The sequence below is a fragment of the Flavobacterium sp. DG1-102-2 genome (genome assembly GCF_033042555.1).
GTDB lineage: Bacteria > Bacteroidota > Bacteroidia > Flavobacteriales > Flavobacteriaceae > Flavobacterium.
Map to the genome: position 1 here is coordinate 437,008 of NZ_JAWLIK010000001.1, position 16,969 is coordinate 453,976.

The following is a 16,969-nucleotide window of genomic DNA, read 5'->3' on the forward strand; positions in this document are numbered from 1 at the left end:
AGTTGAGGATGAATATAGGAATTATCGGTGCGGGCCTATTCGGGAAAACATTAGCAAGGAAGTTAAAGAAAGCAGGACACGAAATTCGGATTTCCAATTCCCGAGGTCCGGAAACGCTTCAGGAATTTTCAAAAGAAACCGGTGCAAGTGCCGTTACTACCGAAGATACAGTAAAAGAGGTAGAAGTGGTAATCATCATTATTCCGTTCAATAAAATTTCAACCTTAAGCGCTATTTTTAAAGACGTACCAAAAAGCACCATTGTGATGGATGCGATGAATTACTATCCGGTACTGGACGGTAGGATTGAAGCCATTGAACGTGGAATTACGGACTCGGAATATGTACAGGCAATAATCGGACGGCCGGTTATAAAGGCGGTTAACAGCCTGGAAGTTTTCACCTTGATTATCAGACTCATGGCGCTTACAGCCTGGCGCACCGGTTTACTGCACAGATTTGAAGTTGGATGAAATTGCTGCAGAAATTGCCAAAGCCGAAAAGGAACGTATTCCAAAACGCCGGGATTTAGCTGGTGCAGTACTTCAGGAAAGATTTGGAGGTTCATACGAAGACCTTACAGTAGACTATCTGGTTAATTTGAACCGTGTGCTGTATATGTAATTATTATAACAGTCAACAGGGATAAACGCAACTTTTTGCGGAGGATAGTAAATTGAGAAAAAGTATTTGCAATTGGATAATATAACCACGTTGACCTCTCCCACCTATTGCTGATGCTGCTACTACTTATTTGTAAACCAATAGAGTTCGTCAATTTTAAATGCAAAAAAGCAATGTACACGTTAGAATTCAGAGGGCTATAGAATTAAGTGTTGAATTAAACAGTCTGTTGCACGTTGCTTAAAAGTTAATACAAGCCCTGAAAATATAAGGAGATGGGGAAAAAGAGCTTATTCCTGAAAACCTACATACCAGAGCATAGACCTGTGAAGAATTTATTTGTGAGTTAAGTAATTACAAAGCAATTTCCAGAAGCATGTCAAGAATAGGAAACTGTTGGACAATACAGTTTCGGAAATTTTTTTCAAAAGATTGAAAGTAGAATTGATTTATCAAAATTATTAACCAAATAAACAAGTAGCTTAATTATCCATTTCCGAGTATCATGAAACATTCTACAATACCAGGAGGCGGCATAGTCATTTAGCCAATTCGACAATAGAAAGAGTTGGCAAAATCTATAGACGGTAAATCCTTTGTAATTATATTATTATAATAGTTTGATTCTCGCTAAACAAAGACCAAACATATTCATTATAAAGGAAATTTTATTTACGACAAGAAAACTGCTACTACTTATTAAGATTAGAAGTGCAAGTAAAAATCAGAAATTTGGCAGTTAACATTCCTAAAGTTTCTATAATGTAAAATCTTTTATCAGTAAGATAACCTAACTTTAATAGGCTAAAACACCTTACATGAAAACTTTTATTAAAAACAACGGCTTATCATTAAGCTTTTTTGTGCTGTTTGTGATAACCATCGCCTGTCAGACCTACTTCGGGCTGCAGGAACATAACAGAGAGATAATCGAAGGTGGTGTCGCTGTCAACTTAAGTGGCTATCTGCAATCAGGGCACTTTTTGCAGTCCACTTTTGAGAACTGGGAATCGGAATTTCTCCAAATGGCCTTATTTGTGGTACTGACCATTTTCCTTCAGCAAAAAGGCTCATCAGAATCCAAGGATTTCGATAAGGATGAAGAGGTGGACCGCGAACCGGACTCAAACCGAAAAGATACGCCCTGGCCCGTAAAAAAAGGTGGCCTTATACTGTTTTTATACAAACATTCTCTGACCATCACCTTACTCACACTTTTCATACTTTCATTTGCGCTTCATTTTTACGGCAGCTTAAAAGACGAGAATGAACTGGCATTATTAAAAGGCCAGCCTTTAGCTACTACAGGCAGCTATATATCAGATTCGCGTTTTTGGTTCGAATCTTTCCAAAACTGGCAAAGTGAATTCCTGTCCGTGTTTGCCATCATAATTTTGTCAATCTTCCTGCGCCAAAAGGGTTCACCCCAATCAAAACCTGTAGACGCACCACACATGGAAACAGGTGAATAACAAAACATAATATTATGCCATCAAAAATTGTGATAGACTGCGCCAGGACTATTGCCCGGCAAAAACTAAATATAGCATTCGTGGAAAGTGCTACTGCGGGACGAATGTGTTCCGAGTTTTCGCTTACTCCGCATTCCGGTGATATATTACGTGGAGGCATTTCTTGCTACGAGGTTTTCATCAAGGAGCATATCCTAAAAGTCCCTCCGAAACTAATAAAAGATTTTACACCTGAATCAGCAGAGGTAACCGCCGCCCTGGCAGAGCACTCCTCAAAACTTTTTAAATCTGATATTACCGTAGCCGTGACCGGTCTAACTGCCCCGGGTGGAAGCGAGACAGCAGAAAAACCAGTGGGAACAATGTTTTTGCACATCCTGTTGCCAAAAGGATTTATAGTGCATGCCGAGGTATACTCGGGGACGTCCGAGCAGATAGTATTAAAAACTGTAGACAAGGCTGCAGAATTGATTCGTGGTCATCTAAATAAAAACTGATCTTCAGATTTGTAATATTTATAGTGTAGGCTCCGTTTCACGTGTGCCGTCAAAGCATCTACATTTTACAATGGCGGTTTTTCAATATACTTTGTTAAAGTAGAACTAATTAGTAATTTTTTAGTATTAGAAGATCATTTTTGCAAGTATCTTACATTTGATAAATCACTGATAATAAATAAACAATTATGGCAAATTCAACAGACCGAAAGACAGATGGAAGGGGCCAACGAATTGTCCCTGCGAAATCAAGCGCAGCCGAAGGGCTGAGAGAACTTTTTGTAGATGAGCTAAAGGATATTATCTACGCTGAAAGAGCACTTGTAAAAGCGCTCCCTAAAATGGCCAATAATGCTTTCGATGCCAACCTTAAGGCAGCTATCGAGGACCACGTAGCCGTTACTGAAGGACAGGTACAGCGCCTTGTCCAGGCTTTTGAGATTCTTGGGGAATCTGACAGGGGCAAAAAATGTGATGCGATGGAGGGGCTTATTAAGGAGGGCGAAAGCATACTGGAAGAAACCGAACCCGGGCCTGTGCGTGATGCAGGAATAATTTCTGCCTCGCAGAAAATTGAGCATTATGAAATTGCCTCCTATGGTACCCTGGTTGCATTTGCAAAAATACTTGGAGAAGATGATGTGGCAGCACTACTGGAACAAACCCTTGCCGAGGAAAAAGATGCCGACCTCAAATTAACCGATGCAGCCTATAACAGCATCAATCTGGAGGCAGCCGGTGAAGAAGCGCAGGATGATGACCAAAGGAGCGACAGCCTGTAATTTATAATCCCCAACCGATGTTGGGGATTTTTTATTACGTGAATTAGATGATAATCGAAATTCATTTTCCGTCATCTAAGAAAAAGAAAAGGAAGATACTTAATTGATGACACAGTTTGTAAATTTGCTAAAAAAGGCGATAGATGGCAAGAGATCCTAAGAAAGGTACTACAGAATTCACCGGTTTTGTAAAGGTCAAAGGTGCAAGGGAACACAACCTGAAAAATATTGACGTAAGCATTCCGCGGGATGCCTTAGTAGTTTTTACCGGTATCTCCGGATCGGGAAAGTCCTCACTGGCATTTGGTACCTTGTATGCCGAAGCGCAGCGTAGGTATTTGGATTCGGTATCGCCATACGCGCGAAGGCTGTTTAACCAGATGGCTATTCCTGAAGTAGATGAAATTGAAGGGTTGCCCCCGGCGGTTGCTTTGCAGCAGCAGCGCGGGTCAGTCAGTACCCGCTCCTCGGTTGGCAGTGTAACTACAATATCCAACCTGCTCCGGATGCTATATTCCAGAGCGGGTGAATATCCTGCAGGGCAATCCATAATCTACGCAGAGGCATTTTCTCCCAATACGCCCGAGGGTGCTTGCCCGCAGTGCCACGGCCTTGGAAAAGTATATGAGGTAACAGAAAAATCCATGGTCCCGGATGATTCCTTAACCATCCGTGAACGTGCGGTCGCCGCCTGGCCATCGGCATGGCAGGGGCAGAATCAGCGTGACATCCTTACTACACTAGGACACGACGTGGATATTCCATGGAAAGACCTTCCGAAAGCTACCCGTGACTGGATACTCTTTACTGAGGAACAGCCAGTAGTACCAGTATATGCGAATTATACAATGGAAGCTGTGAAGGATGCCCTTAAGAAAAAACTAGCCCCTGACTATATGGGAACCTTTACTGGCGTTAAGCGCTATGTAATGCACACATTTGCCAATACGCAAAGCCCGCTTATGAAAAAACGGGTAGCACAATATATGTTAAGCAGTGAATGCCCATTATGCAAAGGTAAAAGGCTTCGCAAGGAATCACTGTCGGTTAAATTTGCGGGCCACGACATTGCTGATATGAGTCGTGTACCGCTGGAAGAAATGGCAAATATCTTTTCGAAATTTGCAACGCCACTGTCGGATCAGCTCTCACAATCGGACAAAGAGCACCCAGAAAAAACCATTGTTGCTTACCGTATTGCAGAAGACCTGTTGGCAAGGCTCGCCGTTATTCTTGATCTAGGGCTTGGCTATCTTACCCTTGAGAGAAGTACCCCTACCCTGTCACCAGGCGAGCTCCAAAGGCTACGGCTTGCCACCCAGGTCCGCTCCAACTTATTTGGTGTCGTATACGTCTTGGATGAGCCTTCTGCAGGTCTTCATCCTGCTGATACAAAGGCATTATTGCGTTCCCTGGACAGGCTTAAGGTTTCAGGGAACTCACTCTTTGTCGTGGAACACGAAATTGATGTAATCCATCATGCCGACTGGATCGTGGACGTTGGCCCGGCAGCCGGTGAGCGCGGCGGACGAATAATTTACAGCGGCCCGCCTGAAGGGCTAAATGTTATAGAAGAATCAATAACAAGGCGGTATATTTTTGGAAATAAATCCAAGATATTTAATGACCACCACGTGCCTAAAGGATGGCTGAAGTTAGCCGGCGTAACACGGAACAACCTCTATAAGCTTTCGGTAGACTTCCCATTAGGTGTTTTTACCAGTGTTACCGGTGTATCCGGTTCAGGCAAAAGCACCTTAGTGAGCCAGGTATTAGTAGAGCTTGTCGCCGATTATCTTGGGACTTCCATAGGCACTATCATAACTGAGGAAGAAGAAAACCCTTTAGAGCAAACTACAGTCGAAACTCTTGGCGGCAACATTCTTGAAGGGATGGAATTCATCAAGCGCCTTGTAGTGGTAGACCAAAAGCCGATAGGCCGGACGCCTAGGTCCAACCTCGCTACCTACACAGGCCTGTTTGATAACATACGTAAATTATTTGCTTCAGCGAAACTTGCCAAATCAAGAAAATATGATGCTGGGAGGTTTTCTTTCAATGTCGCCAAAGGGCGTTGCCCACACTGTCAGGGAGAAGGTTTTGTTATGGTAGAGCTTTTGTTTCTTCCAAGTGTGTATTCGCCCTGCCCCACCTGCGGGGGCAGCCGTTACAACCCGCAAACATTAGAAGTGAAATATAAGGATAAAAACATTGCAGAAGTGCTGGGTATGACCGTGGATCAGGCCCATGAATTCTTTGCGGATGAAAAATCGGTAGCGCATTCGCTTGACGTTATAAGCCAGGTTGGTTTAGGTTACTTACGATTGGGTCAGCCAGCCACAGAGCTTTCCGGCGGTGAGGCACAGCGTATAAAATTAGCAACAGAACTGCAAAGGCAGCAGCACGGCAACTCACTGTATATTTTGGATGAGCCCACTACCGGGCTGCACCCATCGGATGTTGAGCGTCTTATGATACAGCTAAAAGGATTGGTTGCCGCCGGCAATACGGTAATTGTAGTAGAGCATGATATGGAGGTAATCGCAGCAAGTGACTGGGTAATAGACATAGGTCCTGGTGCCGGAACCAAAGGCGGTACCATTGTTGCTCAGGGAACGCCGAAGGATGTATCAAAAAACAAAGCCAGTATAACAGCGCCTTACTTAGCAAATCATATTTAATCCTCCATAGGATTAACGTGCGATGTAAAATGCCTGCACATATATCATGGGCAGGGAAGATCCCCTGCAAATGTATAGTGGCACCTCTTAAAATTGTGGCTATCATTTTCTTTCGCGCCATCGCTTGATTTAATGTCTACAAATAAGGCTCAATTTTAGATACGGGGTCATATTTAAAAATCTTAAATGCAATAACCACCACGCAGGCAAAAATTATGTGCCCAAAGAAAAGCTGTATGTAATACGATCTTCGCGCTACATCATCATGTATCGCTGTGCTATAAATGGCATGCCAACATATAATCCCAAGGATTCCGCTTATAATGCCCATCGCTATTCCCGACAAAAAGCCAAAGTGCACGCCCGTATAGCGCCAGATTGCCTCATAGCAGAATACTAATGCCAATCCAATGATATAGTGCGCAATCCAGCCGCCAACTTTATGCCACCTGCCACTAAGTTTAATTCCAACTCCTTTGAGAATATAATCCAGCATAACCGGTTCCCTGAAAAGGCGTTTATAGCTTGCCGAAAGCAGATAACTAAAGGTAGTCATCATGTTCGTAGCTGAAAAAGCTGCTATAAAAATTTTTAAAAGATTCAATACAGACAGATTAATGTTTGCTAATTCACCGAACACTACTTATAAACATAAACAGCGTGAAAGCTTTGCCATATTAAGTTAAAACGGTCCTGTTAGCCATTACGACTGAAAAAACAATTTCTTGGTTCTAACAATTTCACGTAAGGATCACAATAATTCATACGAAAGCCATTGCCCAATTCTTCCGGAAGCCTCTTCACAAAAGTCAAGCCCTGAGTAGTCTGGATTATATCCACCGATGTACGGTACGGCCATTATAAAAATGCGTTCATTATAAGCACCGTAACTGTCAGTGACCTGGAAATTATCATTAATAGCAATTCCGGACACTTTAAGCCTGTAGCCGTCAGCGTGCTTTTCTACCCTTTCAGGAATGTCCTGCATCTGCTTTTCACCAACAATACTACACTTAAATCGTATGGCTGCACTACTGATTGTTTTATTTTCAAGCAAACTCCTAAATGGAAAATCTTCATAATTTAGGTGAGGCTGACCAATACAATCCACATATGTCTTATAATGCGACGATTTCGTTTCATTTGAATCGGTTGTGTAGCTTACTGTAACACCACCCTTCTGCTCGTCCACCTGCTCGTCACTTTGGTTTCCAACCGCCTCAAGCTCAAGCCTACCGGCAGCATGTAAGGCCAGTAATTCCCTGCATGAGGTCTGCGGGATAAATGCTATCACAAGGGAAATAAGTGGCAATAATGTTTTTTGCAGTCTCAATGTATCCTCGGCAGAGAGGTATTTTGCAGGGTAATTTAATGCAAAGCTTAGAATAGCAAGCATCTCCTTCCAGTACACCGACTCACGCCTTTTAATCGACTTCTCTGCCTGGATATATTCCGCCCTTAAGAGTTGGAAAGGGTCAAGCTCTTCACGCAACTCCATCATAGAGGCTACAAACTCTTCCACTACCATATCCTTTATCTTAAAATAGAAGTCAGGATCTTTGTCTTTAAATTGCTCTTTGAAATTTTTTTTAAATATATAGTCTAAAGAAAGAAAACCGCCATTTTCTTTTCTGTGTGCTGACAATTCTTCCTCGGTTAGAAGTGAATTGCTCTTAAGGTGAGGGTCTTCCAGATGAAAGCGTACAGCCGGCAGAAAGCCATGTCGGGTATGCATTATTACCTTAAAGTCAGGAGAATCTTCAGAGGCCTGAAATGTAAGTTCCCCTGCATCATTCGTTATAAAGGTACCATTATGCCTGGCCATTGTCCGGATAGCGTCAATTGCAGTAAGTGAGGCACCCTTAATGCCAACCGTATGGTTGAAATTCCTCTTCAGTTTGGAAGGCGGATACGGACTCCCATAATATCCCGGCACTTTGCCCTCATGGCGCTTGGGCCAGTTATGTCCCGTACAAATAATTACTTTGTCGAAAGTGTACATCTCGCTGCCATTAACCTCTACATTTACTTCTAAAGTGTCGGGATTGTCCGTTATATCGGTTACCTCGCTACCCGTTTTAAGCGTTACGTTAATTCCTTTTTCTTTTGCCAGGTCATGGAGCAGATCAAACTGCCCACTTAAATAATATCCAAAAAACAGCCTGGGCAGAACTTTGTATTCATTGAAACGTTCGGATTCAATCGAAAACAGATCAAGTATATCTGACGATATGGTTTTGACCCACTCTTTAATGGGTGTTACGATATGCGGTATCTCGTTTGCAGATACATTAGTAATATGTTCCTCATTCGCCCCGTCCCTGCTGTAGGGCATGCCGGCCCCGAACTGCTCTTTTTTCTCGAATATCGTAATATCGATATCCTTACTATCTAAGTTCAGCAATCGCTTAAACATGAATAGAGCAGCAGGCCCACCGCCTACAGTTGCAATTCTGATATTTTTATTTTTCATAAGCCTTTCCTTAGGTTGGGATTAGAGTATAAATGTAGGTTCTTATAAATCACGACATTCCCGATTAATTCATAAATATTAGTGAAGATTTTATTAATAAAACCGGATTACAACTATGTGATGATTTATACAGCTCACTTTTCTGCAAATTGTCATAGGTTGTATTCGCTAAACTGTTGCTTACATTTTTTACCAAAAATTTATAACTATTCTATTTTGTGGTGAGTAATTTAGATAACCTAGAATTTACCTTACCATGGAAACAATGTCATCAGCAGTTTTAGCACCAAAAAGAAAAACATATAGTTATCAGCAAACTGACATTCAAACGCTTTTATCAAAAATAGAAACTGCGTCCCATGGAAGCAGGCTACTGTACCAGTTACCAACGGGCGGCGGCAAAACAGTAATATTTTCTGAGATTGCAAAATATTATATCCAAAAATACAGCCGTCAGGTCGTGGTGCTAACCCACCGTATCGAACTCTGCCGGCAAACAACTTCCATCCTTAAAAAAAGTGGCATCAACAGCCAGGCCTATACCAGCGATGTAAAAAGAAAATCAAGGGTACAGCCTGATTGTTATGTGGCCATGATCGAAACACTCAAAAACAGGATTCGGGACAAAGTATTTAACCCCGATGCCGTAGGCCTGGTCATAATCGATGAAGCGCACCATAACTCCTTTCAAAAGCTGCTGGATAAATTTAAAAACGCGATTGTCATTGGTGTAACCGCTACCCCCCTTAGTTCTGATATCACCATGCCGCTGCATAAGAATTACAGTGAGCTTATAGTTGGTGAAGCTATCCAATCATTAATAGCTCAGGGATACCTGGCAAAACCAAAGGCTTATAAATATACTGTAGAGCTAAATTCATTGGTCACGGCACCACATGGCGATTACACTGTAGCAAGCTCTGACTTGCTATATGCATCAGATCCAATGCTTGAATTGCTTCATACGGCGTATAAAAGCCACTGTCAGGGTAAGAAGACATTAATTTTTAACAATGGGATATTTACCTCTAAAAGGGTTTTCCAAATGTTCTCCAACGCCGGTTACCCTGTGAGGCACCTTGATAATAAAACACCCAAAGAAGAAAGAACAGCTATATTAAAATGGTTCAAGGAGACCAAAGATGCCATTTTAACATCAGTTTCGATATTGACTACGGGCTTTGATGAGCCATCGGTCCAGGCTGTTATCCTTTACAGGGCAACCAATTCCCTGACACTTTACCATCAGATGGTCGGCAGAGGATCCCGCAGGACTGGAAACAAAAAAACATTTACCATTGTAGACCTTGGAAACAATATAGAGCGTTTTGGGGAATGGGATGCACCTCTTGACTGGAAATTGGTATTTGAGAATCCTGAAGGCTTTATAAATAAAGAAAGTAAGGGCTCCGATTATGAATCTCACAGCATCAGCAGTGAATTGCGTTCAAAATTTCCAAAAACACTGGAATTGTCCTTTGATATCGAATCTGCATACCTTGCAGCCCTACAGAATAATGAAAAGCCTAAAACTGTCATAAGGGACGCGATCAGGCAGCATGCGCTGATGTGCATTGAAAATGCAGAGACTATTACCGAAGCCCTGCATCTTTCCGATGAGCTCGAAAGTGAAATAGCATGGAGGGTCAGGCAATATTGTAAATGCCTCGAAAATACGACCAAAAATTACAGTTCCTGGCTTCAGCAAGACTATAGGTCTAAACTTAGGACAATCATCCAAAAACTAATGCACCGTATCATAACAGCATGAAACAGTTTTTTAATCCCGACAAAGCATGAGGTCAAAGAAAAATACCGGCATTTTTAAACATTTCAAGGGCACAACTTCTAAGGAAGACCGATATGCCTATGGCAATTCACTTCGCGAAATGTGCCCTATTGGATCACATGCCGTAGTGGATATCGGCGATAGGATAAATCCTGTAGACCTTCATATGGAAAGTGATAAGGGGCGCATGGCTACATTGCTTCCTATCCGCTATGAGCGTATGATGGAATCCCCATTTACCTTTTATCGTGGCAGTGCCGGATTAATGGCTTCTGACTTATCACAGCTCCCTTCTACCAAGATGTATCTACAGGCGTGTGGTGATTGCCACCTGCTGAACTTTGGGGGGTTTGCAACACCGGAGCGCAAACTGGTATTTGATATCAATGATTTTGATGAAACTTCAGTAGCGCCATTTGAATGGGACCTAAAAAGGCTCGCCGCTAGTTTTGCAATTGCAGGAGCAGATAAAGCCTATTCTGAAACAGAATGCAGTGAAGCCGCTTATATTGTGGCAAACAGTTACCGCATACACATGCAGGAATATTCAGAGATGTCTGCCCTGCAAATATGGTACTCTCAAATTAACTTAAAAGACCTTATAAAATCAGGGAAGATCCGAAATGCAAAGCAGTTCGACCCTATTAAAATAAAAAAAGCAATAAGAAGGGAACCCCATCAAAGGGATTTCTTAAAGCTTGCCTATTCCAAGCATGGCCACCCTAAAATTAAGGATATTCCTCCCCTGATCTATCATTTTGAAAAGGAGAAACAGGCCGAATTCTTCCGTCAGGCTGAAGGTGCCTATCATCGATATCTGAGGACGCTATCCAACGATAGAAGAACCCTGCTGGAGCGTTACAGCATATACGACGCCGCTATAAAGGTCGTTGGCGTAGGCAGCGTTGGAACCAGATGCGGCATCATGCTGCTGCTATCCGCTACTGGCGACCCGCTCTTTTTGCAGTTCAAAGAAGCAAAACAAAGCGTACTGGAGCCCTACATCGGAAAAAACAAATTTACCAATCATGGACAGCGTGTGGTCGAAGGACAGAAACTCATGCAATCCGCCTCGGATATTTTCCTGGGATGGACACATGATGACACCGGGCAGCAATTCTATGTGCGCCAGTTACGGGATGCCAAAGTAAAGCCGATTCTGGAGAATATGGGCCACGCTACTTTCCGTACATATGCACATTCCTGCGGTTGGGCACTCGCAAGGGCTCACGCACGCACGGGAGATCCAGCCGTTATTAGCGGATATCTTGGTATGGATGATAGCATGGATCAGGCTATGGCCGATTTCTCCATTGCTTACATGAAGCAAAACGAAAAAGACTTTATACGGATGCAGAAAGCCGTAAATAATGGCAGTATCCCAAATATTGAAATAAAATAATTTATCAGATAACTATGGATGAAATTACGCAAGCGCTCTTTGCAGCATCACGCCAGGGAAATGTTCCTGTGCTAAAGGAAATATTTGCACTACAAAATAATCTTGATGTTCAGGATGAAAAGGGCTTTACGCCATTAATCATTGCCGCTTACAATAACCAGCCCGATGCTGTTGCGGCATTGCTTGACGCCGGGGCTGCTATAGACAAAGCAGACCATAGCGGAAATACTGCTCTTATGGGTGCCAGCTTCAAAGGCTATGCCGAGGTCGTTAGGTTACTGATCGACCGTGGGGCATCGATAAACGCACAGCACGGCAACGGCGGTACAGCGCTTATGTTTGCAGCAATGTTCGGGCGCAATGAAATTGTAAATCTGTTACTGGAAAACGGTGCTGATGGCTCTATTAAAGATAGTCGGGGGATGACAGCACTTGATCTTGCACATCAGCAGGGAAATATTGAAGCTGTTACGATGTTTCAAAGATAAGGCTTGCAACTACAACTTCGTTAATTATATTGTAAGGCTATTGTATCGGCTCTTTTTATCAGTTAACTTTAAATGAAAGATAGTTCGTACACAAAAACAGCATTAAAAAATAATTTATGAGAACAGTAGACATCGTAATACGTCTGAGTAGCCATCAGCGCGAATCCCAACTTGAAATAGGTACAAACAATAACCATGATACCTTTTACAATGCATTACAAAAGGAAGTAGATAGCCAGTCGGCGACAATAGTCCACAAAGGCGATTATTTCAGGTACGACCAGCACCTATTGCCAAAAGATGATAATGAATTTAATACCTATGTGCTTTTCAGGGATATTACCCTTAATGATACCGATGATGAGCAACTGTTATGGAATACTTTAAGCCGACAATTGCAATATCAGAGATTTCCTGAAATAAGGGAGAAAAATGCACATCATCAATTGATAGAGTTATCATCTCTTGAGGAAGATCTTGCTGGCACGGAAGCGCCGGTTGAAAATTTTGAAGATATATTGATAAGAATACCCGGTACACGAGAAGAACTTGAATATGACCCGGCGGGGGCTGAAGCTAACAAAATATTATACGATAAATTGGCAAAACTAATATACGACAAAGAGGCAGAAGTGATGTATAAAGGGCCAAGACTGATTTTTGCGGAAAACAGGGACCTGTTTATCAATCCGGATGACTTTTCTATGTATGTCCTTTTCAGGACTAGGCGCGATTATAATTATGAAAGCAAGGAACAGCTTTGGGAGAACCTTGCCGGAGACTTAAAAATATTGTCATTGATTACGTTATACAAGTCGGAAAAAAATTATCAGGTAATGCTCTTAACACACGAAGCATAATTATCATAAATTAAAAAGCCTGCCAGAAAATGGCAGGCTTTTTAATTTAGAGTAAGTCTTATGGTTGTCCGTCACCGCCAGCTGCCCCGTAGATCTGGCCATTAGCATAACTTGCATCATTTGCAGCGAGCTGCACATATATCGATGCAAGCTCGGCAGGCTGTCCGGGCCTTCCAAGTGGCGTATCGCCTCCAAATTGGGTAAGCTTTTCCATGGTTGCACCACCGCTGACCTGTAGCGGAGTCCAGATCGGGCCGGGGGCAACACCATTAACCCTGATGCCTTTAGGACCAAGCTGCCTGGCAAGTGATTTAATGTAATTTGTTGTTGCCGCCTTAGTTTGTGCGTAATCATACAGGTCTTCGCTGGGATCAGTTGCCTGCACTGAAGTGGTACCTATTATGGAGGCACCCGGTTTTAGATGCGGCAGCGCTGCTTTGGTTACCCAGAAAGGAGCGTAAATGTTCGTCTTCATTGTAGCGTCGAAATCCTCTGTCGTAATGTCCAATATTGATTTTCGGGTTTGTTGCCTGGCCGCATTGTTGACAAGTATATCAAGGCCTCCAAGTGCTTTTACAGCTTCTTCTACAAGCTTCTTGCAAAATGCTTCTTCGCGAAGGTCTCCCGGAATTGCGATAGCCTTTCGGCCTTCAGCTTTTATCAAGGCAATTACTTCTTTGGCATCCTCTTCTTCAGCCGGTAAGTAATTGATAGCAACATCCGCTCCTTCCCTTGCATAGGCAATGGCCGCTGCCCTGCCCATTCCGGAGTCTCCACCCGTTATTAATGCTTTACGCCCTTTGAGGCGGCCTGAACCCTTGTAGCTTTTCTCGCCATGGTCGGGCTTGGGATCCATTTTGCTTGCCAGCCCCGGCCAGGGTTGATTTTGGGCTTTGAAGGGCGGCCTGACATATTTTGTAGTAGGGTCTTCAAGTCCCGCATCTGCCCCAAAGCTTTTATCTTCCAGACCTTCTGCCAGCGCAGGTGAAACAATCGTGGTTGCCAAAATCGCACCAAGGCCACCTAATGCCTGGCGGCGGCTCATTGTATTATCTTTTTTCATAATTGTCTTTTTATATTTTCAAATGATTAAGAGTCTATCGTAATAGTCTATCAGGAAATTCCTGATAACTACGCCCACGGATCCAACACCACTTTTACACATCCATCTTCCTTCTTGTTAAAGATGTCATAGCCATGGGCAATTTCAGTAAGGGGTAATCTATGGGTAATGATATCATCAAGGGTTACTTTACCTTCCTGTACATAACCCAGTAACTTATCAATATGCTTGTGCGCAGGAGCCTGCCCTCCTCTCATGATAATGCCTTTATCGAAGAATTGACCCACAGGGAAATTATCATAAGTTGTAGGATATACCCCGAGTACCGATACAATACCGCCTCTGCGGACAGCACTCATACAGGCCTCCAGCACTTTTACCGATCCTTTTTCAAGATTGACAACGGCTTTTGCTTTATCAAGAAAGCTTCTTTCAGGCTCAAAGCCTACGGCATCTACACAAACATCGGCACCACGTCCCTGCGTAATAGCACGTATCTGCTCCACTACACCTTTAGGGCCATCCTCCCACAGTATTGTCTCGCAATGGGCAGTAGCTCTGGCCTTATCCAGTCGGTATTGAAGTGTATCAATCACAACAACCCTCGCAGCACCTCTGAGCCATGCGCTTTTTGCGGCCATAATGCCCACCGGTCCCGATCCGAAAATTGCGACGGTCTCACCTCCTTTTACCTCTCCCCAGTCGATACCGGTATATCCTGTAGGAAAAATATCTGTCAGGAAAAGCACCTGTTCATCCGTAAGGTTATCAGGTACTACACGTGGGCCAAAGTTGGCATAAGGCACACGTACATACTGCGCCTGGCCACCGTCATACCCCCCGTAAAGATCGGTATAGCCAAAAAGAGCACCTCCCTTTTCAGTCAGCAAACCGCCTTCAGGCCCATAATGCTCCGGATTGCTGTTCTCGCAATGCCCCGGTAACTCATGGTTACAGAAAAAGCAGGAACCACAGGCAATAGGAAAAGGAACCACTACCCTGTCACCGCGTTTTAAATGCGTTACTCCTTTGCCCACGTCTTCAATGATCCCCATGAATTCATGTCCAAGGACCATTGGCCTGGGCTGTGGAATACCTCCGGAGAAGATATGCAGGTCAGACCCGCAAATGGCTGTTGATGTTACTTTTAAAATGATGTCATCCGGATTTAGTATCGACGGATCATCGATGTTGTCACAGGTTATCTTACCCGGACCGTGTATTACTGCTGCTTTCATAGAATACTGGTTTGGTTATAGAATTAAATAATTTTCTTTAGATCGGTAATCGCGGGCCCGTTTATTACAGTTCCGTAAGCGGTGAACCTGGAACCATGCAACGGACAATCAAATGATTTTTCATCATCATTCCATTGCAGGACGCCACCCAAATGCGGACATACCGCACTACAGGTATGGAAACTTCCGTCTGCATCCTTATACACCGCAACTTTCTCAAGTCCTCTGGATATGATAGCTCCTTTGTTTGGTCCGAGCTCTGCAACTTCTTTTATATCGCCCGATACGATCCAGTCTTTTGCCATGGTGTAAGCCATATTGCCTACTTCTTTGAGGAAATCAACTCCTGTTCGCAGCGTTATCCTCGCAGGATCATATAACTCGATATAGGGGTTAGGATTGCCCATAATAATATCATTAATGATAAGTCCGCCAAGCGTGCAATGTGTCATCCCGTTACCGGAATCTCCCGTGATAATGTAAATATTCTCATCACCCGGGTTTTTACCGATAAAGGCTAAAGAGTCCACGGGCTCCATAACCTGTCCTGACCATTTATAAGCGATATCCGAAAAATAAGGAAAATGCTGTTTTGTCCAGGAAATAAGGTTGTTGTAACGTTCTTCTTCTGATACATTCTCCTGGTCGGCCATACCCGTTTTATGATCTTCTCCACCCGATATCAGTAGATCAAAATTATCGTCCAGTGGCTCTAAGCGGACATAATGATAGGGTTTTGCGACCCATTTTGAATCCTGGTTTCCTGTATCCCACCACATAGCATAAGGCAAAATGCCTTTGGGGATTTTAGCAGCGATAACGTAGGTGCGATAAGCAAACTGCTTGGTATGCATGGTAAGGATATCGTTTACCGGTGAATTTGTCGCAACCACAATATGGTTCGCCTTTACAGAAAAGCCTTTTGCTTTGGCTCCGTTTTTATCTATACTATCCACATGCGTATCGGTATATATCTCTCCCCCCATGGCTATAACGGCATCGGCCAGCCCTTTCAGGTATCTGGTGATATGGAACTGTCCCTGTCCCGGAAACTTAATAGCCCGGAGGTGTTTGCCCGATGGCATTCCGGGAATTTGGGTGACCATCTCGGTAGGCAGCCCTGCCCTGCGAGTTGCTTCCAGCTCTTTATCGAGGTTTATTTCCTTGTCTGAAGGATCGGTGAACAGGTAACCATCTACCGTCTTAAAGTTGCAGTCAATATTCTCGATAGCTACGACACCCTGGATCCAGTCCAGCGCCTGCCTGTGACTTTCGGCTACAAGTTTTGCTTTTTCCTGCCCGAAGAACTTCTCGAGGTCATAATAGCGGTCATCCAGGGCATAGGTAATCTGGGCTGTTGTCCTTCCGGTTTCACCGCTACCCAAATAACCATCTTCCAACAACACTACCGTTTTACCTGATTTGCTTAAGCAATAAGCCGTTGTAAGCCCTGCTATGCCTCCACCAACGATCAGCACATCGGCAATGGCATCCGATTCCAGCGTCTTATAAACAAGCGGGGGTTGGGAATCATTCCAATACGAATGGTGGTGTCCGCTTGTGAGTTTATCATTGATGGGATCCTGATTATCCATAGCTT

15 protein-coding genes are annotated in these 16,969 nt (G+C 43.4%); 10 read left to right on the forward strand and 5 right to left on the reverse strand.

Annotation, left to right across the window (positions count from 1 at the left end):
- Positions 1-8 precede the first annotated feature (8 nt).
- From R1T16_RS01835 to uvrA, 6 genes are all read left to right on the forward strand, one after another.
- A complete protein-coding gene (locus R1T16_RS01835) occupies positions 9-473 on the forward strand; it encodes an NAD(P)-binding domain-containing protein (RefSeq protein ID WP_317499351.1) in 465 nt (154 codons plus the stop codon).
- Entirely contained in the window at positions 460-624 is a 165-nt protein-coding gene (locus R1T16_RS01840; protein ID WP_317499352.1) for a hypothetical protein, read from the forward strand. The genes R1T16_RS01835 and R1T16_RS01840 overlap by 14 nt, the downstream gene beginning before the upstream one ends.
- Positions 625-1,442: 818 nt before the next feature.
- Positions 1,443-2,096 (forward strand): DUF6766 family protein, encoded by a 654-nt coding sequence (locus R1T16_RS01845; RefSeq protein WP_317499353.1) that lies wholly within the window; start codon positions 1,443-1,445, stop codon positions 2,094-2,096.
- A 14-nt stretch (positions 2,097-2,110) separates the two neighbouring features.
- On the forward strand, positions 2,111-2,593 hold the full coding sequence (locus R1T16_RS01850) for a CinA family protein (protein WP_317499354.1): 483 nt from the start codon (positions 2,111-2,113) through the stop codon (positions 2,591-2,593).
- A 188-nt stretch (positions 2,594-2,781) separates the two neighbouring features.
- Positions 2,782-3,375: a ferritin-like domain-containing protein gene (locus R1T16_RS01855; RefSeq protein ID WP_317499355.1), complete on the forward strand. Its 594-nt coding sequence runs from the start codon at positions 2,782-2,784 to the stop codon at positions 3,373-3,375.
- A gap of 143 nt (positions 3,376-3,518) precedes the next feature.
- Complete coding sequence (gene uvrA / locus R1T16_RS01860) at positions 3,519-6,056, forward strand: excinuclease ABC subunit UvrA (protein ID WP_317499356.1); 2,538 nt, start codon at positions 3,519-3,521, stop codon at positions 6,054-6,056.
- A gap of 136 nt (positions 6,057-6,192) precedes the next feature.
- On the opposite strand, the gene R1T16_RS01865 is transcribed toward uvrA, so the two are convergent.
- Positions 6,193-6,660: a hypothetical protein gene (locus R1T16_RS01865; RefSeq protein WP_317499357.1), complete on the reverse strand. Its 468-nt coding sequence runs from the start codon at positions 6,658-6,660 to the stop codon at positions 6,193-6,195.
- 147 nt (positions 6,661-6,807) lie between these two features.
- A complete protein-coding gene (locus tag R1T16_RS01870; protein ID WP_317499358.1) occupies positions 6,808-8,529 on the reverse strand; it encodes an FAD/NAD(P)-binding protein in 1,722 nt (573 codons plus the stop codon).
- A 265-nt stretch (positions 8,530-8,794) separates the two neighbouring features.
- Between R1T16_RS01870 and R1T16_RS01875 the strand changes: the two genes are divergently transcribed.
- The 4 genes from R1T16_RS01875 to R1T16_RS01890 all read left to right on the forward strand — a co-directional run bounded on the left by R1T16_RS01875 (position 8,795) and on the right by R1T16_RS01890 (position 13,068).
- Positions 8,795-10,300 carry a DEAD/DEAH box helicase gene (locus tag R1T16_RS01875; RefSeq protein WP_317499359.1) on the forward strand — a complete coding sequence of 502 codons (1,506 nt, stop codon included), beginning with the start codon at positions 8,795-8,797 and terminating at the stop codon, positions 10,298-10,300.
- Positions 10,301-10,325: 25 nt separating this feature from the next.
- Positions 10,326-11,720, forward strand: coding sequence for a DUF2252 domain-containing protein (locus R1T16_RS01880; protein WP_317499360.1), 1,395 nt, complete (start codon positions 10,326-10,328; stop codon positions 11,718-11,720).
- Positions 11,721-11,734: 14 nt separating this feature from the next.
- Positions 11,735-12,208 carry an ankyrin repeat domain-containing protein gene (locus R1T16_RS01885; protein ID WP_317499361.1) on the forward strand — a complete coding sequence of 158 codons (474 nt, stop codon included), beginning with the start codon at positions 11,735-11,737 and terminating at the stop codon, positions 12,206-12,208.
- Positions 12,209-12,324: 116 nt separating this feature from the next.
- A complete protein-coding gene (locus R1T16_RS01890; RefSeq protein WP_317499362.1) occupies positions 12,325-13,068 on the forward strand; it encodes a hypothetical protein in 744 nt (247 codons plus the stop codon).
- Between the two features lie 58 nt (positions 13,069-13,126).
- Here R1T16_RS01890 and R1T16_RS01895 read toward each other — a convergent pair whose 3' ends face one another.
- From R1T16_RS01895 to R1T16_RS01905, 3 genes are all read right to left on the reverse strand, one after another.
- Complete coding sequence (locus R1T16_RS01895; protein ID WP_317499363.1) at positions 13,127-14,131, reverse strand: SDR family oxidoreductase; 1,005 nt, start codon at positions 14,129-14,131, stop codon at positions 13,127-13,129.
- A 68-nt stretch (positions 14,132-14,199) separates the two neighbouring features.
- Positions 14,200-15,369 carry a zinc-dependent alcohol dehydrogenase gene (locus tag R1T16_RS01900; RefSeq protein ID WP_317499364.1) on the reverse strand — a complete coding sequence of 390 codons (1,170 nt, stop codon included), beginning with the start codon at positions 15,367-15,369 and terminating at the stop codon, positions 14,200-14,202.
- A gap of 23 nt (positions 15,370-15,392) precedes the next feature.
- A complete protein-coding gene (locus tag R1T16_RS01905; protein ID WP_317499365.1) occupies positions 15,393-16,964 on the reverse strand; it encodes an FAD-dependent oxidoreductase in 1,572 nt (523 codons plus the stop codon).
- Between the last annotated feature and the right edge of the window lie 5 nt (positions 16,965-16,969).